29 protein-coding genes, 1 pseudogene and 1 other annotated feature are annotated in these 25925 nt (G+C 42.3%); of the genes and pseudogenes, 2 read left to right on the top strand and 28 right to left on the bottom strand.

The features are described from left to right. Positions 1-16 precede the first annotated feature (16 nt). The 7 genes and pseudogenes from rpmG to ybeY all read right to left on the bottom strand — a co-directional run bounded on the left by rpmG (position 17) and on the right by ybeY (position 4619). Positions 17-166, bottom strand: a complete 150-nt coding sequence (rpmG, locus tag M1G12_RS01830; RefSeq protein ID WP_007519517.1) for a 50S ribosomal protein L33 — start codon at positions 164-166, stop codon at positions 17-19. Further along, positions 166-1365: pseudogene (locus M1G12_RS01835) on the bottom strand (multidrug efflux MFS transporter). The gene rpmG and the pseudogene M1G12_RS01835 overlap by 1 nt, the downstream one beginning before the upstream one ends. Continuing rightward, entirely contained in the window at positions 1352-1957 is a 606-nt protein-coding gene (gene coaE / locus M1G12_RS01840; protein ID WP_023947227.1) for a dephospho-CoA kinase, read from the bottom strand. Before coaE ends, M1G12_RS01835 begins: the two are co-directional and overlap by 14 nt. After that, positions 1957-2781, bottom strand: a complete 825-nt coding sequence (gene mutM, locus M1G12_RS01845) for a DNA-formamidopyrimidine glycosylase (protein ID WP_033684995.1) — start codon at positions 2779-2781, stop codon at positions 1957-1959. Before mutM ends, coaE begins: the two co-directional genes overlap by 1 nt. 48 nt (positions 2782-2829) lie before the next feature. Continuing rightward, complete coding sequence (gene era / locus M1G12_RS01850) at positions 2830-3729, bottom strand: GTPase Era (RefSeq protein ID WP_000143264.1); 900 nt, start codon at positions 3727-3729, stop codon at positions 2830-2832. Positions 3730-3745: 16 nt separating this feature from the next. Further along, positions 3746-4141 (bottom strand): diacylglycerol kinase family protein, encoded by a 396-nt coding sequence (locus tag M1G12_RS01855; protein ID WP_000378166.1) that lies wholly within the window; start codon positions 4139-4141, stop codon positions 3746-3748. After that, positions 4122-4619 (bottom strand): rRNA maturation RNase YbeY, encoded by a 498-nt coding sequence (gene ybeY, locus M1G12_RS01860; RefSeq protein ID WP_000275156.1) that lies wholly within the window; start codon positions 4617-4619, stop codon positions 4122-4124. The genes M1G12_RS01855 and ybeY overlap by 20 nt, the downstream gene beginning before the upstream one ends. 104 nt (positions 4620-4723) lie before the next feature. Here ybeY and pavA point away from each other — a divergent pair, with 104 nt between their 5' ends. Beyond that, entirely contained in the window at positions 4724-6379 is a 1656-nt protein-coding gene (gene pavA / locus M1G12_RS01865) for an Rqc2 family fibronectin-binding protein PavA (protein ID WP_247949304.1), read from the top strand. Positions 6380-6631: 252 nt separating this feature from the next. Here the strand turns inward: pavA and M1G12_RS01870 are convergent, their stop codons facing one another. From M1G12_RS01870 to M1G12_RS01915, 10 genes are all read right to left on the bottom strand, one after another. After that, positions 6632-8344 carry a glucosaminidase domain-containing protein gene (locus M1G12_RS01870; RefSeq protein WP_247949305.1) on the bottom strand — a complete coding sequence of 571 codons (1713 nt, stop codon included), beginning with the start codon at positions 8342-8344 and terminating at the stop codon, positions 6632-6634. 97 nt (positions 8345-8441) lie between these two features. Then, positions 8442-9428 (bottom strand): dihydroorotate dehydrogenase, encoded by a 987-nt coding sequence (locus tag M1G12_RS01875; RefSeq protein WP_272931756.1) that lies wholly within the window; start codon positions 9426-9428, stop codon positions 8442-8444. Further along, positions 9391-10191 (bottom strand): dihydroorotate dehydrogenase electron transfer subunit, encoded by an 801-nt coding sequence (locus tag M1G12_RS01880; RefSeq protein ID WP_247949306.1) that lies wholly within the window; start codon positions 10189-10191, stop codon positions 9391-9393. The genes M1G12_RS01875 and M1G12_RS01880 overlap by 38 nt, the downstream gene beginning before the upstream one ends. A 248-nt stretch (positions 10192-10439) precedes the next feature. Next, entirely contained in the window at positions 10440-10820 is a 381-nt protein-coding gene (gloA, locus tag M1G12_RS01885) for a lactoylglutathione lyase (RefSeq protein ID WP_237446918.1), read from the bottom strand. A gap of 58 nt (positions 10821-10878) precedes the next feature. Continuing rightward, on the bottom strand, positions 10879-11238 hold the full coding sequence (gene rplT, locus M1G12_RS01890) for a 50S ribosomal protein L20 (protein ID WP_000124834.1): 360 nt from the start codon (positions 11236-11238) through the stop codon (positions 10879-10881). Between the two features lie 51 nt (positions 11239-11289). After that, positions 11290-11490 (bottom strand): 50S ribosomal protein L35, encoded by a 201-nt coding sequence (rpmI, locus tag M1G12_RS01895; protein WP_001125943.1) that lies wholly within the window; start codon positions 11488-11490, stop codon positions 11290-11292. 32 nt (positions 11491-11522) lie between these two features. After that, positions 11523-12053: a translation initiation factor IF-3 gene (infC, locus tag M1G12_RS01900; RefSeq protein WP_000848180.1), complete on the bottom strand. Its 531-nt coding sequence runs from the start codon at positions 12051-12053 to the stop codon at positions 11523-11525. Between the two features lie 15 nt (positions 12054-12068). Continuing rightward, positions 12069-12200: a sequence feature (ribosomal protein L20 leader region), on the bottom strand. A 72-nt stretch (positions 12201-12272) separates the two neighbouring features. Further along, on the bottom strand, positions 12273-14513 hold the full coding sequence (locus M1G12_RS01905) for a DNA internalization-related competence protein ComEC/Rec2 (RefSeq protein WP_237446919.1): 2241 nt from the start codon (positions 14511-14513) through the stop codon (positions 12273-12275). Then, a complete protein-coding gene (locus M1G12_RS01910; protein ID WP_000387351.1) occupies positions 14497-15147 on the bottom strand; it encodes a helix-hairpin-helix domain-containing protein in 651 nt (216 codons plus the stop codon). The genes M1G12_RS01905 and M1G12_RS01910 overlap by 17 nt, the downstream gene beginning before the upstream one ends. A 66-nt stretch (positions 15148-15213) precedes the next feature. After that, complete coding sequence (locus M1G12_RS01915) at positions 15214-15783, bottom strand: GNAT family N-acetyltransferase (protein ID WP_000443732.1); 570 nt, start codon at positions 15781-15783, stop codon at positions 15214-15216. 171 nt (positions 15784-15954) lie between these two features. On the opposite strand from M1G12_RS01915, the gene ald reads away from it, so the two are divergent. Further along, entirely contained in the window at positions 15955-17067 is a 1113-nt protein-coding gene (gene ald / locus M1G12_RS01920) for an alanine dehydrogenase (protein WP_247949307.1), read from the top strand. A gap of 56 nt (positions 17068-17123) precedes the next feature. Here ald and M1G12_RS01925 read toward each other — a convergent pair whose 3' ends face one another. The 11 genes from M1G12_RS01925 to proC all read right to left on the bottom strand — a co-directional run bounded on the left by M1G12_RS01925 (position 17124) and on the right by proC (position 25925). Further along, complete coding sequence (locus M1G12_RS01925; protein ID WP_247949308.1) at positions 17124-18119, bottom strand: PhoH family protein; 996 nt, start codon at positions 18117-18119, stop codon at positions 17124-17126. Positions 18120-18203: 84 nt separating this feature from the next. After that, entirely contained in the window at positions 18204-18419 is a 216-nt protein-coding gene (locus M1G12_RS01930) for a YozE family protein (RefSeq protein WP_001232083.1), read from the bottom strand. 8 nt (positions 18420-18427) lie between these two features. Beyond that, entirely contained in the window at positions 18428-19282 is an 855-nt protein-coding gene (gene cvfB / locus M1G12_RS01935; RefSeq protein ID WP_001095458.1) for an RNA-binding virulence regulatory protein CvfB, read from the bottom strand. Positions 19283-19341: 59 nt separating this feature from the next. Next, complete coding sequence (gene frr, locus M1G12_RS01940; RefSeq protein WP_001262225.1) at positions 19342-19899, bottom strand: ribosome recycling factor; 558 nt, start codon at positions 19897-19899, stop codon at positions 19342-19344. 8 nt (positions 19900-19907) lie between these two features. Continuing rightward, on the bottom strand, positions 19908-20645 hold the full coding sequence (pyrH, locus tag M1G12_RS01945) for a UMP kinase (RefSeq protein WP_000002996.1): 738 nt from the start codon (positions 20643-20645) through the stop codon (positions 19908-19910). Positions 20646-20728: 83 nt separating this feature from the next. Continuing rightward, positions 20729-22063 (bottom strand): methylenetetrahydrofolate--tRNA-(uracil(54)-C(5))-methyltransferase (FADH(2)-oxidizing) TrmFO, encoded by a 1335-nt coding sequence (trmFO, locus tag M1G12_RS01950; RefSeq protein WP_247949309.1) that lies wholly within the window; start codon positions 22061-22063, stop codon positions 20729-20731. A gap of 186 nt (positions 22064-22249) precedes the next feature. Continuing rightward, positions 22250-23128, bottom strand: coding sequence for a 16S rRNA (cytidine(1402)-2'-O)-methyltransferase (gene rsmI / locus M1G12_RS01955; protein ID WP_247949310.1), 879 nt, complete (start codon positions 23126-23128; stop codon positions 22250-22252). A 2-nt stretch (positions 23129-23130) separates the two neighbouring features. Then, positions 23131-23448, bottom strand: a complete 318-nt coding sequence (gene yabA, locus M1G12_RS01960; protein WP_000358228.1) for a DNA replication initiation control protein YabA — start codon at positions 23446-23448, stop codon at positions 23131-23133. 39 nt (positions 23449-23487) lie between these two features. Next, the gene (locus M1G12_RS01965; RefSeq protein WP_004254721.1) at positions 23488-24378 is read right to left on the bottom strand and encodes a DNA polymerase III subunit delta'; all 891 of its coding nucleotides are present in this window, start codon (positions 24376-24378) and stop codon (positions 23488-23490) included. Further along, entirely contained in the window at positions 24375-25013 is a 639-nt protein-coding gene (gene tmk / locus M1G12_RS01970) for a dTMP kinase (protein WP_004254725.1), read from the bottom strand. The genes M1G12_RS01965 and tmk overlap by 4 nt, the downstream gene beginning before the upstream one ends. A 114-nt stretch (positions 25014-25127) precedes the next feature. Then, the gene (proC, locus tag M1G12_RS01975) at positions 25128-25925 is read right to left on the bottom strand and encodes a pyrroline-5-carboxylate reductase (RefSeq protein ID WP_203180621.1); all 798 of its coding nucleotides are present in this window, start codon (positions 25923-25925) and stop codon (positions 25128-25130) included.

The following is a 25925-nucleotide window of genomic DNA, read 5'->3' on the forward strand; positions in this document are numbered from 1 at the left end:
TATTTTACCATAAATTCTACTTAGATTCAAGATGTAAAGTTACTTTTCTTTCCTTTGGACAATATTTTAACACCTCAATCTTGTCTGGATGAGTTTTGGAGTTCTTACTGGTTAGATAATTCATGCTGCCACAAGAGGAGCACTTGAGATTAATTTTTACTCGCACTAGATTTCCTTTACTTTTAATAATGTTCGAAATTGAAGAAGGTTAAAGAGACAACTAAAGGCAACACAAAGGCTTGTCGCATAAAAGACTGCATGGTAGCCAAATTGACCTGCTACTGCAGAACCTGCCATAGGCCCAACGACACCTCCCAGATAAAAGAATACCTGATTAAAGGCAAAGACCCTCGAAATGCCGGCTTTGGGGGTCATTTAACTGAGAAGGGCATTAACTCCGGGAATCAAGGCACCGGTTCCCAATCCAAAGAGGAAACGATAGAGTCCTAGTTGAAGCGGGCTAGAGGCATTGGCACAGAGGAGATAGATGATGACTGAATAAAACTGGGCTACAACCAAGAGGCGATGGTTCCCCACCTTGTCACCTAGCTTTCCCATGACTCCTGCACTCATCATACTGGAAAATCCCATACTGGATACAATCAAACCAGATACAAAAAGAAGATTCTCTGTCTGGCCTAAGTCGCGTACATACAGAGCTAAGATAGGGCCGATTGATTGGGCTGAAAATTGGATGACAAAACTGGTCAGAAAGAGGTTGACCAAAAGATAGGGATATTTAACTGATGTAAATAATTCCTTTGTTGGGATGGCCTTTTCCTTGGCTACTGGTTGAAAATCTTCCTTAATAAATAAAATAGTTAAAACAGCAGCTAAGAATAGGAAACTACCAACCAGTAAGAAAACAGTACGGATGCCAAATAATTCTGCAATAAAGCCACCGATAAAGGGACCCGTTAGAGTGCCTGCAACTACGCCAGTAGACAAAGTCCCGAGAGCAGATCCTGATTTCTCCTTGGGAACCTGACTGGCTATCAAGGCCGTTGCATTGGGAACAAAACCCGCAAATACACCGTTTAGTAAACGGAGAAAGATTAACCAATAAATATTTGGGACAAAGGCTAAGCCTCCCATAGTAATGGTCATGGCCAGGCCAGCCCGAATCATCATGGGTTTTCGACCGTATTTATCAGCAAGGATACCCCAGATAGGAGAAAAGAGTGCTGCGGAAATAGCAGAGACAGAAATAGCTAAACCTGCATAAAAAGCAGCTTGATCACTCCCTACACCCAGATTTTCCACAAAGATGGGCATAAAAGGCACAACCAAAGAAATACTGGCTCCAGTCAGAAAATTACCAAACCAGGCAATGCGCAAATTATCCTTCCAGTTAATCTCTGTCATATTGCTTACCTCCCTCGAGAAGGATACGCACTTGAGTAAGAAGCTGGTCCAGATTGCCATTATTGTCTAGAACATGGCTAGCTAAACCTTTCTTTTGCTCTAAAGGCCACTGGGCTGCCAGACGAGATTCAGCTTCATTTTTGGACAACTGGTCTCTTTTCATTAAACGTTCTACTTGGGTATCTCGGTCCACATAGACCAACCACGTCTCATCAAACCAAGCGCTGTAGTCCTGCTCAAAAAGCAGGGGAATATCCATGAAAAAAATCTCTTCTGTCTGAACCAACTGGTCTCTCAAAGTAGCCAGTTCTTCACGAATAATCTCCCCTTGGATTCGCTTAGACCATTCTCGTTCCTCAGGATTTGAAAAGATGAGACTAGCTAGGAGAGGGCGATTGAGTTCTCCATTTTCTAGAATGATTTCTTGACCAAAATGCTGAACTAGAGCCTCAAACAGACGACCACCAGGTTTCTGTAGTTGGTGGACGACTGCATCGGCATCCACCACTTGAAAACCTTGCTGTCTAAGAAAATTTGTCACAGTTGACTTACCCGAGGCAATTCCTCCTGTGATTCCGATGATTTTTCCCATCAGTCCCTCCTTTGACAGTTTGGACAAAAGTGGGTGCCTCGTCTGCCTAGTTGGATTTTTTCAATCACAGTGCCACAGCGTACACATTCTTGACCAGCCTTGTCATAGACCTGATGAAAATCCTGCATGGTTCCATCTTCCCCAAAGGCATTGGTATAAGTCCGAATGGTGGAACCACCTTTTTCAACAGCCTGACCCAAAACAGCGATGGTCTGGTCATGAATGGCTGTCGCTTCTGCTACTGTCAAAGTTTGCGAAGGTCTTGCTGGATGAACCTGAGCTCGCCAGAGGACTTCATCCACATAAATATTGCCAAGACCAGCAACCAAGGTCTGGTCTAAAAGGTGGGATTTGATAGGCTTTTTGGACTTGGCTAGAGCAGTTTGAAAGACCTGCAAATCAAATTCTTCTTCGTTTGGCTCAGGCCCTAATTTTTTAGAAATAAAGTAGGCTTCTAAAAGATCAGGGGCCAAGAGTTCCATAGTACCAAACTTGCGTACATCCTCATAAACAAGCATTCCACCGTCCTCAAACTGGAAGAAAACATGGGCATGCTTGCGTTCAGGAACCTGGTCCGGATAATAAAAATACTTGCCCTCCATGCGCAAATGGGAAATCAAGACCTTGTCTGTCAAGTAGAAAAGCAAATATTTTCCACGACGCCCCATTGACTCAACAATCTGACCAGGCACTTCCTTTTGAAACTCGTCCAAATCCGTCTTAATCATCTTGGGATAACGAATTTCCATACTCGAAATCTTCTTACCCAAAATCAATTTTTCTAAGCCACGGCGAACAGTTTCAACCTCTGGTAATTCAGGCATAAGTCCTCCTTCTGTAAAAACAAGAAGCAGGCATGAGCCCACCTCTACTTAGTATTCTTTTTCATTATAGCCAAAGTCAGCCAAATCTAGTTTTTTATCACGCCAGTTTTTCTTAACCTTGACCCAAGTTTCTAGGAAGACCTTGTCTCCTAGCATGAGCTCGATATCACGACGGGCCATGCTACCAATTTTCTTAAGCATAGCGCCACCTTTACCGATGATAATCCCTTTCTGACTATCGCGCTCCACCATGATGGTTGCACGGATGTGCACCTTGTCTGTCTCTTCGTCTCGTTTCATAGAATCCACAACTACAGCAACTGAGTGAGGAATCTCTTCACGCGTTAAATGAAGAACCTTCTCACGAACCATTTCTGAAACCAAGAATCGTTCTGGATGGTCTGTGATTTGATCAGATGGGAAATATTGGAAACCTTCGTCCAGATTTTCACTCAAAATATCCACTAGACGAGAGACGTTATTCCCTTGAAGAGCTGAGATTGGAACGATTTCCTTAAAGTCCATTTGATTACGAAAATCATCAATCTGAGACAAAAGCTGGTCTGGATGAACCTTATCGATCTTGTTCACCACCAGAATAACAGGAACCTTAGCAGCCTTGAGACGCTCGATAATCATATCGTCCCCCTTACCACGCGCTTCATCAGCAGGCACCATGAAAAGAACGGTATCCACTTCACGAAGGGTGCTATAGGCAGATTCGACCATGAAATCTCCGAGAGCTGTTTTAGGTTTGTGAATCCCTGGTGTGTCGATAAAGACAATTTGCTCCTTATCAGTTGTGTAAATTCCCATAATTTTGTTGCGCGTTGTCTGCGCCTTGTCACTCATAATGGCAATCTTTTGCCCCATGACATGATTTAAAAAAGTTGACTTCCCAACGTTGGGACGTCCTAAAATGGCTACAAAGCCTGATTTAAAAGTCATAATTTCCTCTTGCTATTTAAAATAATAAATCCCAGATTCGTGGGAGAAAAATCAATGCGCCTGTTAAGGCTGCGAAAAGAGAGACCACTAATACCGCGCCAGCCGCCATATCCTTGGCATTTTTAGCCAGCATAGAAAAGTGATAGTGACTGGCCAAATCCACCACATTCTCGATAGCAGAATTGATAATTTCAAAGGCTACTACCAAAAAAATGCTCAATAGGAGAAAGAGCCATTCGATTCGTGACACCTGAAAAACAAAACCTGCGAGGATGACCACGAGAGCCGTCACCGCATGTTTTCGCATATTGCGTTCTTCCTTTATGGCAGTAAAAATTCCTGTAAGAGCAAATTCTAAACTGGATATCAGGTCACGATTTTTCCATTTTCGTTTATTGTCTTGTGAGTCCATAGGCTGTCAAAATTTCTTCTTGTAAACCGAACATCTCCGCTTCTTCTTCCGGAGTGTAGTGATCATAGCCGTTAATATGTAAAAAGCCGTGTACTGCCAAGAAGCCCATCTCACGCTCAAAGCTGTGGCCATATTCCTCAGCCTGCTCATGAGCCTTATCAATAGAGATGAACAATTCCCCAATATAGGCATCAAACTCAGACATCATCTCTGCTAATTCTGGATTTTCAAGCAAATCTTCTTCGTCAAAGGCAATTTCCAACTCTGGTTTATATTCAAGGCTGATGACATCTGTCGGACGGTCGGTGTCACGGTACTCCAGATTGAGTTCATGACTACGCTCATTGGTCACAAAGGTAACTGCCATCTCCTTGTCTTCTTTTCCTAATTTTTGGGCTGCAAATTCCAAAATCTCTTGGGTTTGTTGCAACATTTCTTTTGAAACTTGACCAGTTTCATCTACCATTTCAATATACATGTGCTTCTCGTTTCTCTTTACTTGGCTTTATTATACCACATTTCCATGATTTTATTCTACCTTTTTGATATAATACTATGGAATACAATCACAAGGAGAGAACGATGTCATTTGACGGATTTTTTTTACACCACATGGTTGAGGAATTGCGAAGAGAATTAGTGAATGGTCGCATTCAGAAAATCAATCAACCTTTTGAACAAGAGTTGGTCTTGCAAATCCGTAGCAATCGCCAAAGTCATCGCCTGCTCCTTTCTGCCCATCCAGTTTTTGGACGCATTCAGCTGACCCAAACAACTTTTGAAAACCCAGCCCAGCCTTCTACCTTTATCATGGTTTTAAGAAAATATTTGCAGGGTGCCCTGATTGAGTCGATTGAGCAAGTGGAAAATGACCGTATTGTGGAAATTACGGTTTCTAATAAAAACGAGATTGGGGACCATATTCAGGCTACCTTGATTATCGAAATTATGGGGAAACACAGTAATATTCTACTGGTCGATAAAAGCAGTCATAAAATCCTCGAAGTTATCAAACATGTTGGCTTTTCACAAAATAGCTACCGCACCTTGCTTCCTGGATCGACCTATATCGCTCCGCCAAGTACGGAAGCTCTCAATCCTTTTACAATCAAGGACGAGAAACTTTTTGAAATCCTGCAAACACAGGAAACGACAGCTAAAAATCTTCAAAGCCTCTTTCAAGGTCTGGGACGCGATACGGCAAATGAATTGGAAAGGATACTGGTTAGTGAAAAACTTTCCACTTTCCGAAACTTTTTCAATCAAGAAACCAAGCCATGCTTGACTGAGACTTCCTTCAGCCCAGTTCCTTTTGCAAATCAGGTGGGAGAGCCTTTTGCCAGTCTTTCTGATTTGTTGGACACCTACTATAAGGATAAGGCTGAGCGCGACCGTGTCAAACAACAAGCCAGTGAACTGATTCGTCGTGTTGAAAATGAACTTCAGAAAAACCGCCACAAACTCAAAAAACAGGAAAAAGAGTTACTGGCGACAGATAATGCTGAAGAATTTCGCCAAAAAGGAGAATTACTGACAACCTTCCTCCACCAAGTGCCTAACGACCAAGACCAGGTTATCCTAGACAACTACTACACCAACCAACCTATCACAATAGCTCTTGATAAGGCCTTGACTCCCAACCAGAATGCCCAACGCTATTTCAAACGTTACCAAAAACTCAAAGAAGCTGTCAAATACTTGACTGATCTGATTGAGGAAACCAAGGCAACCATTCTCTATCTGGAAAGTGTGGAAACTGTTCTCAACCAAGCTGGGTTGGAAGAAATCGCTGAAATCCGTGAAGAATTAATCCAAACTGGCTTTATCCGCAGAAGACAGCGGGAGAAAATCCAGAAACGCAAAAAACCAGAACAATATCTAGCAAGCGATGGCAAAACCATCATCTATGTCGGCCGCAACAACCTACAAAACGAGGAGCTAACCTTTAAAATTGCCCGCAAGGAGGAACTTTGGTTCCATGCCAAGGATATTCCTGGAAGCCATGTTGTCATCTCAGGCAATCTTGACCCATCTGATGAAGTCAAAACAGACGCGGCAGAACTGGCCGCCTACTTCTCTCAAGGTCGCCTGTCAAATCTGGTGCAGGTAGATATGATTGAAGTCAAGAAACTCAACAAACCAACTGGCGGAAAACCAGGCTTTGTCACTTACACAGGACAAAAGACCCTCCGTGTCACACCAGATCCAGAAAAAATCGCATCCATGAAAAAATCCTGATTTTACTTGAAATCAGGATTTTTAACTTATACTCAAATAATATTCATACTCAATGAAAATCAAAGAGCAAACTAGGAAGCTAGCCGCAGGCTGCTCAAAGCACTGCTTTTAGGTTGTAGATAAGACTGACAAAGTCAGCTCAAAACACTGTTTTGAGGTTGCAGATAGAACTGACAAAGTCAGTAACCATATATAATCCAAGGCAACTCTGACGTGGTTTGAAGAGATTTTCGAAGAGTATCAATTATAGGACTAATCTTTGCCACCTAATTTCTCATTGATTTTCATCATCACACTAGCAATTTTTTCGCCCCAATAAGGGTCTGAGGCATATTCTACATTCATACCATACTCCTTGTTTCCAAGGAAAGTTCTGCCCCTATCGATATAATTTTCCTTAATCCACTTTGTTGCACCTAAAATTCCCTTATCCACATCATCAAATGTCTTGGCAGAAAGGTAAGGGGTCGTATCATAGGCTGTAATTCCAAAGAAATTATTCTTATCTTTTGCAATTTTACTTCGTCCCCAGTCGCTTTCTAAGGCACTATGAGCAAGGAGGTAGAGGGCATTGATATGGTAATGCTCTTCGGCTTCCTTAAAGGTAGCTCCCTTATTTTCCAAGAGACTATTGTCAATATTTAACAGACTAAATACCTTATCCAAGTCTTCAGCACTATAGTTTGTAGCCTCTGTCAAGTCTTTGAAAAGAAAGGGATTCTCAAGCTTAAAACCATCAAAATGCAGGCCATCTGCCGAATAATATTTCTTGCCTACTTCCATATCAGAGAGATGAGAAGCTACTGGGATACTAGCATTCTGGGCCACATAGTGATAAAAACGATGCCCATCACTCTCATAATAAGGGATAAAGTCCTTACTAGCATCTAGCGCTTGTAAATCTTCTGTTTTCATATAGCCTGACAAACCAGATACAGTAATAGCCAGGCGCTTGTCATCACTTTTTCTATCCTTATCTAGCCAGACGACACTACCTTGCGATATATAGGAGAGCTTTTCACCATCTGCATCATAAACATTCGCTGTGACAGGCACTACTTGATAGTAAGCAGCATTTTCGTTTGTAGCTCTTTCTCCAAGCCATTTACCATCACTTCCAAGCTGATAACCATCGACTGTCTCATTTTTTGCCATGTAGCCACCGGATTTGAAGTAGTACCAGGCTTGATTTTTAGAATCGTATACCCATTCTTTATCAGCCATTTTGCCATCAGATTTTAGATAAAACCATGACTCCTTATCCAAAATCCATTCATTGGCTGCCATATAGCCACCGGATTTTAGATAATAATAGTGACCATTTTCGAAAATCCATTCTTTATCAGCATGATTTCCATTTTCTTTGATATAAAACCAAGATTGGTATTGTTTGTCAAAAAGCCAACCTTGCTGTACTTTAGCGCCACTAGCACTCACATAAGCCTGTTCAATCCACTGACTTGTCAGTAAATAACCACCAAATTTGAAATAATAGTCCTTACCTTTGATTTGGAGCCATTCTTTCTCTGCGTGTTGTCCATCTGCTTTGATATAAAACCAAGCATCATATTGAGAATCATAGACCCAGTCTTCTATTACCTTGGCACCTGTAGCACCGACATAGGAAGCTCCTAGCCAAGCATTTCTTTTCATCTTTCCATCTTGGTCAAGATAATAGAGGACTCCCTTGTCTTCTATCCATTCTGACTTGGCCATATAGCCACCAGATTTGAGGTAAAAATAGTCATCACCTTGCTTTAGCCATTCATTTTCAGCATAGTTGGCATCTTCTTTTATATAAAACCAAGATTGATAGTGAGCATCAAAAACCCACTCATTAGCTGCTTGACTCCCATCTGCTTTCAGGTATTGTTTTCCTTGCCAAGTACCATCACTAGCCATTGCACTCTCTGGTCTGGCTAAGAAAAATAGCAGAGCTAAAAAAACAAATCTCAATTTCTTCATAAACTTTCTTCCTCTGTTCTTTCTATTTTATTGTATCAAAATTCTCTATAATCAACATTACAAACTGATAAAAAATCAAGAACAGATTGATTGCAGTTTACCTCAGAGACTCTTTTACTTCCTTGCGTAGATTTTCTAGACTGCTGATACCATATTTATCCATAACCTTTGGTAAATTTTCGATAATATCAGGACAGGCGTAAGGATTGGTAAAGTTGGCTGTTCCAACTCCTATAGCAGATGCTCCAGCCAGATACATTTCTAGGGCAGCTTCAGCCGAATCCACTCCTCCCATTCCAATGATAGGCAGGTCTGTTGTTTGGGCGACTTGGCGGATAAGTTTGAGGGCTACTGGAAAGACTGCTGGACCAGACATTCCACCTGTTCCATTGGCCAAGATTGGTTTTCTGGTTTTGAGATCAAAACGCATTCCAACCAGAGTATTAATCATAGTCAAGCCACTTGCTCCTGCATCCTCTGCTGCCTTTGCGACAGTAACGATATCGGTCACACTAGGAGTTAGTTTGACATAAACTGGTACATCAGAGGCTTCCACAGCTGCTTTCACCACATCATAAGCTAGATCTGGATCTTGACCAATCAAGAGTCCATGATTACAGTGGTCAACGTTGGGGCAAGAAATATTGAGCTCGATAGCCTTTACATTAGCTGCTTTAGAAATTCCTCGAGAAACAGCAGCATACTCTTGTTTTGAAAAACCAGCTACATTGGCAATAATAGGAAGATTTGGATATTCTCTTTCCAGCCAAGTTAGCTTTTCGGCCAAAACAACTTCCAAACCAGGATTTTGCAAACCGATTGCATTGAGCATACCAGCGGGAGTTTCTGCCACCCTTGGAGTTGGATTTCCAAAACGTGGTTCAAGTGTTGTCGCCTTGATCATAATAGAACCTAAAAGGTCTAAATCATAATACTTGGCATACTCTTGTCCAAAGCCAAAACATCCTGATGCTGGAATAATCGGATTTTTCAAATCCAAGCCTGGTAGAGAAACTTGTAAACGATTTCTAGTCATAATTTTCTCCTTATAATACAACTGTTCCTGTGCGGAAAACAGGACCATCTTCACAGACACGTTGGCTGACCGTCTCGCTTTCTGGCACTTTTAGGACGCAGGCATAGCAAGCCCCCATCCCACAAGCCATACGAGATTCTAGAGATAGATAGGCTCTTGGATGGTCATAAAAGGTTTGATTGATATACTTCATCATTCCAGGCGCCCCACATGAGTAAACAGCATCAAACTGACTGTCTAAATCCTTGATAACAACGGAAACATTTCCCTTAATGCCATAAGAACCATCATCTGTTGTTACAAATACCTGCCCATATTGAGCTAATTCAATCTCCAAAATAACAGCAACCTTATTAGCAAAACCGAGAACTGTCACTACTTTCACACCACGCGCATGCAATTCCTTGGCTACCTCAAGCAAGGGCGGAACACCAATCCCCCCACCAACAAGGAGAACCTGACTCTGCTCATCAAGGTCAGACAAGTCAAATCCATTTCCCTGAGGTCCCATCACATCAAGAGTATCTCCCTGACTTAAGGTTGAAAAAATAGCTGTACCAGCACCTTCAATCCGATAAATGAGGTGACACTGCTTCTTTACCTTATCAATAGACGAAATTGAAATAGGACGACGCAAAAGATGGGCATCATCAGGCACACGCAGATGAAGAAATTGGCCTGCCCGCATAGCTTCAACCATTTCCCCTTCTAGGACTAATTCAAAGATTGCTGGCGCGATTTCCTCCTGTGCAACCACCTTCATGGTTTCCAAGCGAATAGCACCCAAACGTTTCTTACATGTGGGATTCATGACTTTTCCTCCTTAAATTTTAAGGGGACCAGACAAAGAAAAGACCTTGCTAGTGCAAGGCCTCAGTTAAAATCGTACAACACAAGAGAGCATACTCAAAAAGTCTCCTCTAGAAAATTGTACTATTCTTTTATCTGACACCTTGTGAGTCTCTCTGGACTCCCCTTAAAGGTTAAATTTTTACCAGTATACTCTTTCAGCTAAAAAAAGTCAAGTAGAAAACGAACATTCTACTTGACCTCACGAGATTATTTTTCACGAATAACTTCGACCTTGTAGCCATCAGGGTCTTTGACAAAGTAATAGTTAGGTGCAGTTCCTGGTAGGCCATTTGGCTCGGTAACTTCATAACCTTTTGCACTGTGCTCTTGATGAAGAGCTTCAAGATCAGGTGTACTTAGGGCGATGTGGGCAAACCCATCTCCAACCACATAAGGACCGTGATCGTAGTTATAAGTCAACTCCAACTCATAGTCGTCACCCTCAAGACCTAGATAAACAATCGTGAAGGCATGATCTGGAAAATCTCTGCGACGCAATTCTTTAAATCCAAAAGCATATTGATAAAATGCAATTGATTTTTCAAGGTTTTCTACTCGCAAGCAAGTGTGTAGCATTTTTGAAGCCATATTGTTCTCCTTTATTTTCAAAAAGACTGGGACAATCCTGTTCCAGTCTTATCTGTTATTATTTACCAAGTTTTGCTTTAGCTGCATCTGCAAGAGCTGTGAAAGCTGCTGCATCGTTAACAGCCAAGTCAGCAAGCATTTTACGGTTAACTTCGATCTCAGCCAATTTCAAACCATGCATCAATTGTGAGTATGAAAGTCCGTTCATACGAGCTGCCGCGTTGATACGAGTGATCCACAATTTGCGGAAGTCACGTTTTTTCTGACGACGGTCACGGTATGCATAGTAGTAAGAGTTCATTACTTGTTCTTTTGCAGTACGGAACAAGATGTGTTTAGCTCCATAGTAACCTTTTGCTAATTTAAGAATACGTTTACGACGTTTGCGTGATACAACGCCACCTTTAACACGTGCCATGTTTTATTTCCTCCAAATATTTCCTAGAATTGTTTACTTACGGTCAAGCTATTATTTCAAGCGAGTAAGCATTGCTTTGATACGTTTGTAGTCTCCTGAATGCACCATAGATGCTTTACGAAGATGACGACGTTGTTTCTTAGTTTTTCCGTGGAAACGGTGAGAAGTGTAAGCACGGAAACGTTTAAGTCCACCAGAACCTGTACGTTTGAAACGTTTAGCTGATGCGCGGTGTGTTTTTTGTTTTGGCATGATTTTTTCTCCTTTATTTAACTTTCTGACAATTATTTTTTGTCAGTCGCTGGCGCCAATTGCATGAACATTTGACGTCCATCCATTTTAGCACGTTGTTCGATGATGGCAATATCTTGAGTTGCTTCAGCAAACTCGGCTAAAACTTTTGCACCAATCTCTTTATGGGTAATCATACGACCCTTAAAGCGAATAGATACCTTAACTTTATTTCCTTTTTCAAGGAATTTGCGTGCATTGCGAAGTTTTGTATCAAAGTCACCCTTGTCAATAGTTGGACTTAGACGAACTTCTTTCACAGTAACAACACTTTGTTTTTTACGTTGTTCTTTTTGCTTCTTCTGGTACTCAAATTTGAACTTACCGTAGTCCATAATTTTTGCAACAGGCGGTTTGGCTTGGGGTTGAATCAATACTAGGTCAACATTAGCGTTATCAGCCAAAGCTTGCGCTTCACTGAGTGGCTTGATACCTAGCTGTTCTCCTTCAAGACCAATCAAGCGAACTTCACGTACACGAATCTCATCATTGATGAATAAGTCTTGCTTTGCTATGGTTTTCACCTCTTTTGTTTTATTAGAGAAAAACAATAGCGGACTCGTAAATATACAAGCCCGCACGTTATGATAGCGTTTCTTAGAAACTTTTCATCCGTAGGGCCAGGCAACTTGATGTCACAAGGCGAGAAGCTCTCACTTCTGCTTTTCTCAACTTTTATATGATACCAAGTTTTCTAGCTCTTGTCAAGATAAAAAGTTATTTTTTTGAAAAGTTTCTGCTCGTTAACCAACTGTTTGGATCTTCCATCTATTCCAACCTTTAAACCGTATAGCTCCTTGCTGATCAGTTCGGTAAACTTTGCTATTGATATCTTCTAGTCGTGTCAAGGTTTCCTGATGGGGGAGTTTCGTTCGATTGTTCTTTCCAACTGAGATGAGGGTCATCTCTTGTTTGAGCTGTTCTAAAAAGGCTGAACTTGATGATTTTTTAGAGCCATGTTGGCCAGCTTTCAAAACATCCACTTCTAGGTCAGGATACTGCTTCAGCAATGCCTTCTCCCCCTTCTCCTCCAAATTTCCTGTGAAAAGAAAGTTTTTATCCAAGAGTTTTCCATACAAAACCAGGGAATCTTCATGACCTCCATCTCCAATTTTCCTTGGAGATAGGACTTCTAACTGACTTCCAAAAATTGTCAACTTCTCTCCTACTGTCAAACTGCGCACCTTGGTTTGAGTTGCCTGTAGTTCTACCACAAATTCCTTCTGTTTCAAACTACCTTTTGACACTAAAATCTCCGCTACATGGAAAGCCTTGGTCACCTCCAACAAATCTCCAACATATTCCTTGTCCGTATTGGTCAAAATTAGCTGGTCAATCTTGGATACTCCGCGACTTTTGAGATAGGGTATCAAGGTTCGCTGGGCATTACTGGTCGTCGCCTTTTCTTGCCATTTTTCGATTTTCTTATCAGATTCTGCCTTGCCACCTACATCTATGAGAATGGTTTTCCCAGTTACATCCCGTAGGAAAATACTTTCCCCTTGCCCCACATCCAGCATGGTAATTTCATTTTCCAGTGGATACTTGGTCAGGAAAAAGAGACCTGTAATCAATAAGCTCAATACTGCTAGCCTTTTAATGTTTTTCCTCAAATCATAAACTAAAGCCAAGGAAATTAACAATAGGATTAAAAGGCATGCATTGGGTTGTCCAAAGACCAGAGGCCTACTTGCCACCTGCGACACCAAGCGAATCATTCCCTCCAACCATTCAAAGATAAAATTCAGCTGAATGACTGGATAGAGAAAGGAAAGGGCAAATATGATAGATAAGAGCGGTAAGAAGACCAAGTCAAATAGAAAGGAAAAGACAAAGGTCAAAAGGATAGACCAAGGCTGAAATTCTGCAAAATAGAAGGATAGGATGGGTAATATTCCCAAGGAAATGACTAGACTTTCTCTAGCAACAGCCTTGAGGCCTTCTCCTTCTTTGCTGGTCATGGTCAAGATAAAAGCATAAGCACATGACAAAACTCCTCCTGCAGTCAGGAAAAAGTTAGGCATAATGATAAATAGGACAAGGACCGTCAAGGCAAAATTATCAAAGCCCTTAACCCCATGTTGAGCCAGTAGCTTTTGCAAGAGACTGCGAATAACCGAAGTTGAAAATCCTGTCAGACCAGCATAGAGAATGGAAAAGGGATAGGTCAGCCATTTCAACTTTTCTTGGGTCAAGCCCAATCGCAAGAGTAGTTTCTTAAATCCGTCCATGAAAAAACCTACCTGCATACCCGACAAGGCAAAGAGGTGGATAATTCCTAAACTAGAATAAAGCCCGTTCATCTCCTCAAAGTCGGTGTCCAGATGTCCTAACAAGAGCCCTGTCATGTAATTGCGCATAGGGTCTGGAAAATGCGTCTTAATCCAAACCACAGTCTTTCGACGTAAACTGGACAGATTTTCTCCTATATCCCAACTGCTAACCTTTTGAAGTGACTGGATTCTTTTGATAGTTAATGTTTGGTAAATCCCTTGAGTTTTCAGATAGGCTTGGTAGTCAAAACCACCAAAATTTCTCTGCCCGTCTGGTTCTGAAAGTTTTCCTTCTAGTCCTATCTCATGAAGGTCGGTTAAAGCTTGAAAGGCTTCTTTCTCCTCCTCGGACTGGAGTTGATAATAGACTTGAAAAATGCGGCCATCGGCCTTGCCACGAAAGGATAGACTATCACCATTGACCTTAACAGTGTCTGGTAAAATCCGTACCCTTTCAACAGAATCCGCCAAATTTTGACTCGCTTGACTCTGTTGCCAATTTTGAAACAGAAACCAGAAACCAAAGATTCCACAAATTATTAGAACTTTACCAGCAGATTTCCACGGAAATTGGATAAAGAGACAGACTAGCAGAAAAACAAAACCTAGTAGTGCGAGATAAGATGATGAGAAAATGGCGTAGTAAAGCCAAAGCAACAGAAAACTAAGGTAAATTAGGGGAATAGAGAAATTCTTAATCCACTGTAACATAATCTTTTAACTTTTCTATGGTCTTGGCACCAATGCCAGAGACTTTCTTGAGTTCATCAACCGACTTGAATTTCCCATTTGCCTCACGATGGTCGATAATATCCTGAGCTCGTTTGCCACCCAGTCCTTTGACCTGCTTGAGTTCTTCCAGACTGGCCTTATTGAGATTGACCTTCTTTTCCTTGCTCGTTGAGGAAGCCGTCCCAGGACCTGCCTGCTGACTAGCTGCTTCTTCTCCCTTAGTTGGGACGTAAACCAGAGCCTCGTCACTAACTTTCTGAGCTAGATTGAGCGACTTGCTATCTGCTTGTTCTGTCAAGCCACCAGCCTTCTGAACAGCATCATTGACTCGACTACCTACAGGCAAATCATAAATCCCTGGCGATTTAACAGCACCTTTGACATCTACTGTGATTAGATCTTGTTCAAGGGGTTCTTCCTTTTCTTCCTTCTTTACTTCCTTTTCGGATACCGAATCCTTGGAAACTGCTACAACTTCTGCCTGCAAATTCGTTTCCTTGACAGGTGTTTGTGGAGCTGGCTTTAGCAGGAAAAATCCTCCGACAAGTAATCCCAGACCAGTACAGATAACAATGATTTTATACTCTTTGATTTTCTCGATAATTGCTTCCATATTTTCTCCTCTCTTAGATTATTCGTAAGAGGAAGAAAAAACAGTTGAAAATTTCTTCTCAACTGCTTATTTATATGTAAAATAGTCTTCCTTGGTCAAGACATAATGAACTCTTGTAACGATTCGGCCTTCTTCATGCTGGTCCATACAAGCATATGGTTCTTCATGGGAAAAGCGCATGCCTGATTTCTCCATGACCTTGCCAGATGCGGGATTATCCTTATCGTGAAGGGCGGTCAACTTGTTCATTCCAATCTTCTCAAAAGCCAGCTCAATCACGGCACGATTGGCTTCTGTCGTTAATCCTTGATTCCAATACTTTTTATTGATAATGTAGCCAATAGCCGCCTTCTTAAGAGCAGGATCAATCTTGTGCAAATCAATTGTTCCGATAAATTTGCCATTGCTTTTTAGTTCTATTCCCCAACGTCCCAAGGGATTAGCCAAGTAGAACTGAGCAATATTATTTTTGGTTTCTTCTAAATTTTGATTGGTTAGAAAAGTGTAACGTGTATTATCCTTATCCGAGGCATAGTCAAACATTTCTTCTGCATCATCCAAGGTTACAGGTCTAAGCAATAAACGCTCAGTCTCGACTATTGGATACTGAGCTAGTTTTAAAAAGATTGATTCCATACGTTTCTACCATTCAAAAGTATTTTCTATCAGTCTAGCATAAAAAAGAAGTTACAACAAGTTTTCCTTGCTTTTTAAAGCGGTTTCATATAGAATAAAATCATCACCTTATTTTTATAGATAATGTGATAAATCATTTACAACCCGTCAATAGAAAGGGAGTTTTTCTCTATGTTAATCGGAATTCCAAAAGAAATTAAGAATAATGAAAACCGTGTTGCCCTCACACCTGCTGGTGTCCTCAGCTTAGTCGGTCGTGGTCATCGCGTCCTTATCGAAACAAATGCTGGTCTCGGTTCAGGCTTTACTGATGCTGACTATCAAAAGCAAGGAGCTGAAATTGTCGCTAGTGCTGGTGAAGCTTGGGCTGCAAAGTTAGTCGTGAAAGTAAAAGAACCATTACCTTCTGAATATGAGTACTTGCGTGACGACCTGCTTCTCTTCACCTACTTGCACATGGCCGCTGCTCCTGAATTAGCAGATGCTATGCTAGCAGCAAAAACAACAGGGATTGCCTATGAAACTGTCCATGATTCCCAAGGCCAGTTACCACTCCTCGTTCCTATGAGTGAGGTTGCAGGCCGTATGGCAGTCCAAATCGGAGCTCACTTCCTAACCAAACAAGCAGGAGGTTCTGGCGTCCTACTGGGTGGTGTACCGGGTGTACCTAAAGGGAAAGTAACCATCATCGGTGGCGGTGTCGTAGGGACCCATGCTGCTCGAATTGCGCTTGGTCTTGGTGCTCAAGTAACCATCCTTGATATCAGTGCTAAACGTCTCTCCGTTTTAGAGGAGGTCTTTGGTCACCAAATTCAAACTCTCATGTCCAATTCATTCAACATCGAAGCCAGTGTGAGAGATGCGGATGTGGTGATCGGAGCGGTTCTCATCCCAGGTGCCAAAGCACCGAAATTGGTGACAGATGAGATGGTCAAACAAATGCGTCCAGGATCTGTCATCGTTGACGTTGCCGTTGACCAAGGTGGCGTTATCGAGACAGCTGACCGTGTGACAACGCACGATGAACCCGTCTATGAAAAACACGGTGTGCTCCACTATGCCGTTGCCAACATCCCCGGTGCTGTAGCCCGTACTTCAACTATCGCCCTAACCAATGTCACTCTTCCTTATATCGAAGCTTTGGCTGGTAAAGGTTTTGTACAAGCAATCTCTGAGGATGAGGGCTTGCGTCAAGGTGTGACCACTTATCAAGGTTACTTAACCAGTCTTCCAGTAGCCCAAGGTCTCGATAAAAAACATACTCCAATTGATGAACTAGTCTAAAAAATATAATTATCAGATAAAAGAAAGAGCAAGTCCACCTGAACTGCTCTTTTTTGTTATTCTGTTTCTTCTTGGACTTCTTCACGCTCTTCATTTTTAACTGGAGCTGGTTCATAAGCTCGGATAATCTGAGCGACAACTGGATGGCGAACCACATCCTTGGCTGAAAAATGAACAAAGTCAATCTGGTGAATGTTCTTGAGCTTTTCTTGGGCATCAATCAAACCGGACTTGACGTTACGCGGAAGGTCAATCTGACTGATATCTCCATTGACAATCATCTTAGAATTAAAGCCTAAACGCGTCAAGAACATCTTCATCTGCATGATGGTCGTATTTTGTGCCTCATCGAGAATGACAAAGGCATCATCCAAGGTCCGTCCACGCATGTAGGCAAGGGGCGCAATCTCGATAATTTCACGCTCCATGAGACGAGTCGTTTGGTCTTTTCCCAGAATCTGATACAAGGCATCATAAACAGGTCGAAGGTAAGGATCTACCTTCTCCTTAAGATCACCCGGAAGAAAACCTAGACTCTCTCCTGCTTCCACTGCTGGACGAGTCAAGATAATCCGCTTGACCTGCCCACGTTTAAGAGCAGTCACTGCCAAGGTCACTGCAAGAAAGGTCTTCCCTGTTCCTGCTGACCCAATTCCAAAGGTCACATCATGCTGTTTAACACTGTCCACATAAAGTTTTTGACCCAGTGTTTTGACACGGATAGGTTTCCCTGTATTATCCTTGATGATTTCTTCTTCGTAAAGGGCGACAAACTTGTCGATTTCATCGTTTTTGACCATGCTAATTGCAGTCACCACATCTGGCGTACCAACGGTCATCCCACGGTTCACCAAGACCATGAGAGCTTGAATAACCTGACGGGCTTCCTCACAAGCAGCCTCTTCTCCCAAAACCTGGACAATCTCCGTACGAGCATGAATCACCACATCAAGCTCTTCTTCCATCAAACGAAGATGGCGTTCATTGGAACCAAAAAGATGAAACAGGTCATCTGGATGACTCAGTTGAATGTCTATTGAATGTTCCTTCAAATAAAGAACCTCTCTAATCCTTTTATTTCTTTTTATTATAGCAAAGGGGTGGAGAAATTACTAGCCCAAACCCAGTGAATCATGCTAGTGCTCTATGTATTCTTGCCAGATAGCGTCAAAGTCTCCTAGGTTAAAAGAGAAACTGGCATGCTCCTCCAAAAAGCGACTCACCTCATCAAAATCATCTGTGTGTTTTGGAAAGGCTGACTCTTCAAAAGCTAGGTCTGCCAAGATAGCTTTGGGACTGTTACTTTTAGGATTGCGCTCGGTCATGAGCCAAGTGTAAAATGATTTTCTCATATGTCTCCCTAAATCAACTCTGTCCCAAACTGGTCTTGCTTGATTTTACCAGCCTTCATCAAGCCACCGAGTGCTTTCTTGAACTGACCTTTAGAAATTCCAAAGGTTGCCTTGATATCCTCAGGGGATGACTTGTCATTCAAGGTCATGAAACCACCATTGCTTTCCAAGTAGGTCAAAATCATCTGGGCATCATTTTCCAACATCTCAAAGGAACGTGGTTTAAGGGATAGGTTCAAAGTACGGTCCACTTCACGGAAACCAATAACACGCGCATCTAAAACTTGACCCAAACGTGGCTCTGCGTAGCGCTCGCTAGGATGGATAAAGCCAAGCATGTTATTTTCTGGCAGGTAAACAAAAGTCCCTGACAGCTTGAGGCGGTAAACAATGGCTGGCCAGTTTTGGTTCTGCATGTTGTTGTAGGCAGGACGAGCCAGACGTTTGAAGTCTTCTTGATAAGCCAAGAGTCCCCAGATACGGTCTTTCTTGTCCACTTCGAGACGGATGTAAAGTTGGTCGCCCTTCTTAGGCCAGAGTTCCTTGAGCTCAGGGAGAATATCGAGTGACACAACGATTTCCTTGTCAGGAAGGCCTGTATCCACAAAGACACCCAAGTCTTTACGAACTTCCGTTACAGTTCCCCAACCAAATTGGTCCTGAGTGGCGGTCACTTCTAGAGTGGTCAGGCGGAGTTTTTGCTTCATATCCGTGTAGGCAAAACCTTTGACCGTATCCCCTACCGTATGTTGACCTTCTTCCTTAGCAAGAGCATAGGTTTGACCATCCTTTTGCACAAAGTAAAAACGGTCGTTTTCATCGATGATCAGTCCAACGATAAAACTTGCAAGATTTGTATTCATATTTCCTTCTTTCGAATAAAACTCAGCCAGCAATGCCAACTGAGTTTTTCTGTTTATTTTTAGACTTCCAAAAGTTCTTTCTCTTTGTTGGCAGTCATGTCGTCGATGTGTTTAACAGCATCGTCTGTTACTTTTTGAATGTCTTTTTCAAGAGTCTTCAATTCGTCTTCAGTGATTTCTTTTGCTTTTTCTTGTTTCTTAGCTTCGTCCATAGCATCGCGACGGATATTGCGGACAGCCACCTTAGCATTCTCACCGACCTTCTTCACTTCTTTAGCAAGGTCACGACGAGTTTCTTCTGTAAGAGCTGGGATAACCAAGCGAATCACAGAACCGTCATTCGCTGGTGTGATACCAAGATCAGAAGCGTTCAAAGCACGTTCGATGTCTTTCAATGAAGACTTGTCAAATGGTGTTACCAACAAAACACGCGCTTCTGGAATGGTAATTGAAGCGATTTGGTTAAGAGGAGTTTCGACTCCATAGTATTCTACATGTACACGGTCAAGCAAGCTTGCATTGGCACGGCCAGCACGGATACCACCAAATTCACGAGCAAGTGATTGGTGAGACTGGGTCATTCTCTCTTTAGCTTTTTCAATAATTGCGTTAGCCATAATCTTTCTTATTCCTTTTCTTCGATATTATTTGAAACTGTTGTTCCGATATTTTCACCAAATACGACACGTTTGATGTTGCCTGGTTGGTTCATGTTAAAGACAACCAAGTCAATATCGTTGTCCATTGAGAGGGTTGAAGCTGTTGAGTCCATGATACGGAGACCTTTATTGATAACGTCACGGTGGGTCAATTCTTCAAATTTAACAGCTGTCTTGTCCTTCTTAGGATCGGCATTGTAAACACCGTCGACACCATTTTTAGCCATAAGGATGGCATCTGCTTCGATTTCAGCTGCACGAAGGGCCGCTGTTGTATCGGTTGAGAAGTAAGGTGAACCAATTCCGGCACCAAAGATAACGATACGGCCTTTTTCAAGGTGACGAAGGGCACGGCCACGGACATAAGGCTCTGCCACTTGTTGCATAGCAATAGCTGTTTGCACACGTGTATCAACCCCAACTTGTTGCAATGAATCTGCCATCACAAGAGCATTCATAACAGTCCCAAGCATTCCTGTGTAATCTGCCTGAACGCGGTCCATTCCTGCTTCTGCAGCAGGTTCGCCACGCCAGAGATTTCCTCCACCGATAACAAGGGCAATTTCGATACCTAAGCTATGAACTTCTTGAATCTCTTTTGCGATTGTTTGAACTGTTTGGATATCAATCCCTACGCCACGTTCACCGGCAAGGGCTTCACCTGATAACTTGATTAAAATACGTTTATACTTGGGATTCGCCATTTTCACTCTCCTTTTTTTATCCTACCTATTTTATCACAATTTCTAAGATTTTTATAGTATCATGAGCAATTCTTTCAAAAAAATTAGACCGTTAAAAATTCCTCTAAGTCGCTAAGAGCACGCTCTGCAATTTTTTCATAACGTGCCTTCTTATCACGGATACGTTCCCCTTCCAACTCCTTGATAATCCCAAAGTTGACATTCATTGGTTGGAAATGTTTGCTATCGGCATGGGTGATGTAATGAGCTAAGCTTCCAATCGCTGTTGTCTCTGGGAAAATAGCCTCGCTTTCTCCCTTGAAGAGACGAGCCGCGTTAATTCCCGCAACTAATCCTGACGCTGCGGACTCAACATAGCCTTCCACACCCGTCATTTGACCAGCAAAAAAGAGATTTGGTTGTTTCTTAGAACGGTAAGTCTGCTCAAGAAGATTTGGTGAATCCATGTAAGAATTACGATGCATAACACCATAACGGACAAACTCGGCATTTTCAAGACCTGGAATCATTTGAAAGACTCTCTTTTGTTCTCCCCATTTGAGGTGGGTCTGGAAACCAACGATATTGTAGAGGCTACCAGCCGCATTGTCCTGACGAAGCTGAACAACCGCATAAGGTGTTTTGAATTCTCCATCACGAGGTCCTGTGTAGTCATCTGGATACTCCAAACCGACTGGTTTCATAGGGCCATAAAGCATGGTTTTGATGCCACGTTTGGCCATAACTTCGATAGGCATACAGCCTTCAAAGTATTTTTCTTTTTCAAAAGAATTAAGCGGTGCTTCTTCTGCATTGACTAAGGCTTCATGGAAATCCATAAACTCTTGCTTGGTCATAGGGGCATTGAGGTAGGCCGCTTCCCCCTTATCATAACGAGACTTAAGATAAACCTTGCTCATATCTATAGTATTGACATCGATAATAGGCGCTGCCGCATCGTAGAAATAGAAACCATCGCCGGCATTAAGAGCATGAATCTTTTCAGCTAGGGCATCGCTGGTCAAAGGACCAGTAGCGACAACTGTGATAACATCTGTCGGCAATTCTGTAATTTCATCACGAACCACTTCAATCAAGGGATGGTTGGCAACTTTTTCGGTCACCATCCGTGAGAAACCATCTCGGTCCACCGCAAGAGCACCACCTGCAGGAACACGTGTAGCCTCAGCAGATTCCAAAATAACAGAACCCAAGCGACGCATTTCTTCCTTGAGGAGCCCGACAGCATTTGTCAGAGCGTCTCCACGAAGGGAATTGGAACAAACTAACTCAGCAAAATTGTCTGTTTTGTGCTGGGGCGTTGACTTGACACCACGCATTTCATAAAGTTTAACTGGAATACCACGCTCTGCGATTTGGTAGGCTGCTTCAGAACCTGCCAAACCAGCACCGATAACATTGATATAAGATTGAGACACGACACTAATACCTCTTTGGGAGTGTGAAGACAAGGTTCACATTGAAAAAGCCAATCGAACTTAAGAGTTTTCGAATTTCTTGACTCAGGCTGAAAAAGTCCCCCGGACTTTTTCACTCCCACAAATCTTTCTATTTTTTTCTTCTACTAGTATAACAAAAAAAGGGAAGAAGGCAAACTTCCCTGTTTAGTCATTTTCTTGATTTTCTTCCCAGTCGTGATAGGCAGCGTAGAGCTGGCTTTTATTCCATTGGTAAAACTTAGCTACTTCCTTGATAGCTTGATTTTTCTTCATACCTTGCTGGATGCGGGCTTGGATTTCTAAGAACAAGACTTCCTCGTCTTTTTCTTCTACATCCTGACTGGCACCTTCAACGATGAGAAGGCATTCGCCCTTGAGTGGCGTTTCAGCAATGCTTTCTAATAACTCAGAAATGATACCGCGTTGGTATTCTTCATAGATTTTAGTCAATTCCCTAACCAAGACGACCGAGCGGTCACCGTAGACTTCTAGCATATTTTCTAACGTATCTGCCACACGATGGGGAGATTCATAGAAAATCTGAGTTTCAGGATAATCTTTTTTTGAGTCGAAAAATTGCTTTTGCTGGCCTGATTTTCTCGGTAAAAAGCCGTAAAAGATATGTGGCTGTGGCGCTAAACCACTGGCAATCAAAGCAGAAATTCCTGCAGAGGCACCCGGAACAGTCACAACCGCAATTTCTTCCTCAATGGCTGCCTTGACCAAATCATGACCAGGGTCCGAGATACTAGGCAGACCCGCATCGGATACCTGAGCAATGCTTTGTCCTGCTTTCAGGAAACCAATCAAATCAGGAATTTTTTCCTTGGCATTGTGCTCATGAAAACTAATCTGCTTAGTAGAAATGTCAAAATGCTTGAGCAAAAGCCCTGTATTGCGCGTGTCCTCAGCTGCAATCCAATCTACTTCTTTCAAGGTCTGGATAGCACGAAAAGTCATATCATCTAGATTTCCAATCGGCGTTGCCACTAGATACAGCTTGCCATAGGGAGACTGCCCCTTAAAACTTTTTTGAATCTGCATGCCTACTCCCTGTACAACAACTCGTCACAGAACATACATTCCTCGTCCTGCTCTCGACGTTGTCCATAAAAATCATTACAAACGTGAAATCCATCACGGTAAATGCGACGGACACTTTCTCGAACATGCTTGGCCTTGACGGGAGCATCTGCTTCCACCTCGCCCAAGCGTTCGCGCAACTTACTATTTTCCAAGCGAAGAGCTGTATTTTCCTCTACCAGGCTCTTGAGATTTTTCTTGATAGCTTCCACATCGGCTAAGGTTACCAATAACTGTTGGGAAAAATCATCCAGCGCGTCAAATAATTCTTTTTTGTCCATAAAACAGCCCTTTCCTTTCTTTATCGATCATTTTTGAGTTTATATTTCTTTCAAGACCAGATATTCCATGGCATTTTGAAAGCTGACATTAGCTTGCCACATTTTTCTAGCTTCTAGCAAATCTTGTAGAATCACCCTTACTCTTGCTTGTAGGATATCTTGTCCACAGAGAACTTCAAGAATCCGTAAAACCTGATCTTGTTTTTCCTTATCATCTGCCAAGCTAGCTAGTTTGGCAACTTGCAAATAACTTTCTTTTTTCTTAGCCACTAACCAAGTCATCAGGCGTTCACTTTCATCGACCAAGGTCCAAAAACTTACCTGATTTGCCAACTTTTCTGCTTCAGCTCGCGATTGACTAAACTGGGCTAAAAGAGTTGCTTTTTTCTTGACCAGACCTGCTTGTTCTAATTGATGGACGAGTTTTTCTGCTTGTTTTTTAAAGTGAAAAATTTGCGTCCGACTGCGGATTGTTGGTAAGATCTTTTCCTCATCGCTGGTCAAGAAGAAAATGTAAACCTCACTCTGGGGTTCTTCGATGACCTTGAGCAGAGAATTGGCTGCATTAGGATGCATTTTCTCAGCTTGCTCGATAATAAAGACCTGTTGCTGACTTTCAATCCCTGCTTGGGAAAACTGGCCCACCAATTCCCGAATGCGTTCTGTCTTGATGACCTGATTGACTGGCTTAATTAAGGTAACATCGGGAAATTCTCCCTGTTCAATAAGCTTACAATTCCGACATTTCTCACATGGCAACACACCTACTTTATCCGTACAAAAGAGGCTCTTAGCTAGAAATTGAGCCATTTCCAAGCTTCCAAAGAAACCTGAAAAGAGATAGGCGTGATTGAGCTGGTCTTGTTCTAGGATACGTACAAAGCGGTCAAACTGGTCTGGCTGCCAAGCCTTTAGTTGATCTTGTTTCATTTAATCAAGCCCATTCTCTCAAACAAGATATCCTTGGTAGTTTCCACAACTTGCTCCAATGGAAGACTCGCATCAATCTTGACAATGCGATTTCCTTCTTTTTCCAGGAGAGAAAGATAACCTTTACGAACTTTTTTATGCAAGTCCAAACCTTCTAAGTCCAAACGATTGACCTCACGATTGCTATTAGCAGCAATGCGAGCTAGTCCTTCTTCCACCTCGATGTCAAAATAGAGTGTCAAATCGGGTTTAAGGCCATCTGTCGCAAACTGGTTAAGCCAGTCAATGGCGTCAATATCCAAGCCACGACCAAATCCCTGATATGCAAGAGAACTATCGATGAAGCGGTCCATAATGACCAACTTGCCAGCTTCAAGTGCTGGAAGAACTTTTTCCACCAAGTGCTGTCTGCGACTAGCAATATAAAGAAGCAACTCTGTCTTCGCATCCATCTGAGTATGACTTGGATCCAAAATTACTTCCCGAATCTTCTCTCCTATCAAGACACCTCCTGGTTCACGGGTCGTCAGCACCTCTACTCCTTTTTCCTCTAAAATTGGTAGCAGAGTCTCTAAAACACTGGTCTTTCCTGCTCCCTCTGGTCCCTCAAGAGAGACTAAAAATCCTTTTGACATGTCTAACTCATTTCTTTTTTACTACTTCTATTCTATCAAAAAAATGGGGGTTTGTGGCAATCTTTTTTGTCTTCTCATTTCAACCACCATAAAAGAGGCAGATAAAACTACCTCTTATTTACCTAATTCTTGTGTTCGTTTGTAGGATTGATGAACTGCATCCATGACTGTTCCTCGAAAAGCATGCGCTTCTAAGCTTGCTACACCAGCGATAGTCGAACCTCCTGGGCTACAAACTTGGTCTTTCAAGACTCCAGGATGCTCTTGGCTTTCTAGGACCAATCGTCCAGCGCCGACAACTGTTTGAGCTGCCATTTTCAATGCTGTTTCTCGTGGTAATCCTGTCTGAACACCTGCATCTGCCAAGGCTTCGATAAAGAGATAGACAAAGGCTGGTCCACAACCTGCAAGACCTGTCGCCGCGTCGATTAATCCTTCTCCCAGTTCAACCAAGAGACCAGCCTTAGTTAAAAGCTGACAAAAGAGCTCACTGTCCTCAGCCCTGCAATTAGGAGACAATGCATAACTAATCACTCCTTGACCAATAGAAGCAGGGGTATTGGGCATCATACGAATAATTCTGTGTTGATTTGGGATAAGACTTGCTAGTTTTTCTAAAGTCAATCCAGCTGCCATGGAAATCAAAAGAAGACTTTCTCTTTTTTTAAGGATAGTCTGGTATTGAGAAAGCAGTTCAGAAAATTGAGCAGGCTTGACTCCTAGAAAAATCACATCTGCTTCTGCAAATATTTTTTCATTGCTGGAAGCCTGACCACCGAAGTTGGCAATGAAAGCATCTACCTTGACTTGACTACGATTGGCAAGGAGAAGGTCAGCACCCGTCTTGGCCTGCAAAACAGCCTTGGCCAAACTAGCTCCCATATTCCCCAAACCGATAAATCCAATCTTCAT

Origin of the sequence: Streptococcus mitis, assembly GCF_023110375.1 — a bacterium.
In the GTDB taxonomy this organism is placed as follows: Bacteria; Bacillota; Bacilli; order Lactobacillales; family Streptococcaceae; genus Streptococcus; species Streptococcus mitis_CI.

Coding starts and splice junctions, on each gene's coding strand:
- rplT (WP_000124834.1), bottom strand. CDS start 11,238: ATGGCACGTGTTAAAGGTGGCGTTGTATCACGCAAACGTCGTAAACGT.
- M1G12_RS01870 (WP_247949305.1), bottom strand. CDS start 8,344: ATGAAGAAATTGAGATTTGTTTTTTTAGCTCTGCTATTTTTCTTAGCC.
- M1G12_RS01875 (WP_272931756.1), bottom strand. CDS start 9,428: ATGGTCCTGTTTTCCGCACAGGAACAGTTGTATTATAAGGAGAAAATT.
- rsmI (WP_247949310.1), bottom strand. CDS start 23,128: ATGCAGATTCAAAAAAGTTTTAAGGGGCAGTCTCCCTATGGCAAGCTG.
- M1G12_RS01915 (WP_000443732.1), bottom strand. CDS start 15,783: ATGGAATCAATCTTTTTAAAACTAGCTCAGTATCCAATAGTCGAGACT.
- era (WP_000143264.1), bottom strand. CDS start 3,729: ATGACTTTTAAATCAGGCTTTGTAGCCATTTTAGGACGTCCCAACGTT.
- pavA (WP_247949304.1), top strand. CDS start 4,724: ATGTCATTTGACGGATTTTTTTTACACCACATGGTTGAGGAATTGCGA.
- M1G12_RS01965 (WP_004254721.1), bottom strand. CDS start 24,378: ATGAAACAAGATCAACTAAAGGCTTGGCAGCCAGACCAGTTTGACCGC.
- M1G12_RS01880 (WP_247949306.1), bottom strand. CDS start 10,191: ATGAATCCCACATGTAAGAAACGTTTGGGTGCTATTCGCTTGGAAACC.
- ald (WP_247949307.1), top strand. CDS start 15,955: ATGTTAATCGGAATTCCAAAAGAAATTAAGAATAATGAAAACCGTGTT.
- M1G12_RS01930 (WP_001232083.1), bottom strand. CDS start 18,419: ATGAGAAAATCATTTTACACTTGGCTCATGACCGAGCGCAATCCTAAA.
- M1G12_RS01910 (WP_000387351.1), bottom strand. CDS start 15,147: ATGGAAGCAATTATCGAGAAAATCAAAGAGTATAAAATCATTGTTATC.
- coaE (WP_023947227.1), bottom strand. CDS start 1,957: ATGGGAAAAATCATCGGAATCACAGGAGGAATTGCCTCGGGTAAGTCA.
- proC (WP_203180621.1), bottom strand. CDS start 25,925: ATGAAGATTGGATTTATCGGTTTGGGGAATATGGGAGCTAGTTTGGCC.
- pyrH (WP_000002996.1), bottom strand. CDS start 20,645: ATGGCGAATCCCAAGTATAAACGTATTTTAATCAAGTTATCAGGTGAA.
- cvfB (WP_001095458.1), bottom strand. CDS start 19,282: ATGAATACAAATCTTGCAAGTTTTATCGTTGGACTGATCATCGATGAA.
- ybeY (WP_000275156.1), bottom strand. CDS start 4,619: ATGTATATTGAAATGGTAGATGAAACTGGTCAAGTTTCAAAAGAAATG.
- yabA (WP_000358228.1), bottom strand. CDS start 23,448: ATGGACAAAAAAGAATTATTTGACGCGCTGGATGATTTTTCCCAACAG.
- M1G12_RS01905 (WP_237446919.1), bottom strand. CDS start 14,513: ATGTTACAGTGGATTAAGAATTTCTCTATTCCCCTAATTTACCTTAGT.
- rpmI (WP_001125943.1), bottom strand. CDS start 11,490: ATGCCAAAACAAAAAACACACCGCGCATCAGCTAAACGTTTCAAACGT.
- M1G12_RS01855 (WP_000378166.1), bottom strand. CDS start 4,141: ATGGACTCACAAGACAATAAACGAAAATGGAAAAATCGTGACCTGATA.
- mutM (WP_033684995.1), bottom strand. CDS start 2,781: ATGCCTGAATTACCAGAGGTTGAAACTGTTCGCCGTGGCTTAGAAAAA.
- frr (WP_001262225.1), bottom strand. CDS start 19,899: ATGGCTAACGCAATTATTGAAAAAGCTAAAGAGAGAATGACCCAGTCT.
- gloA (WP_237446918.1), bottom strand. CDS start 10,820: ATGGCTTCAAAAATGCTACACACTTGCTTGCGAGTAGAAAACCTTGAA.
- tmk (WP_004254725.1), bottom strand. CDS start 25,013: ATGTCAAAAGGATTTTTAGTCTCTCTTGAGGGACCAGAGGGAGCAGGA.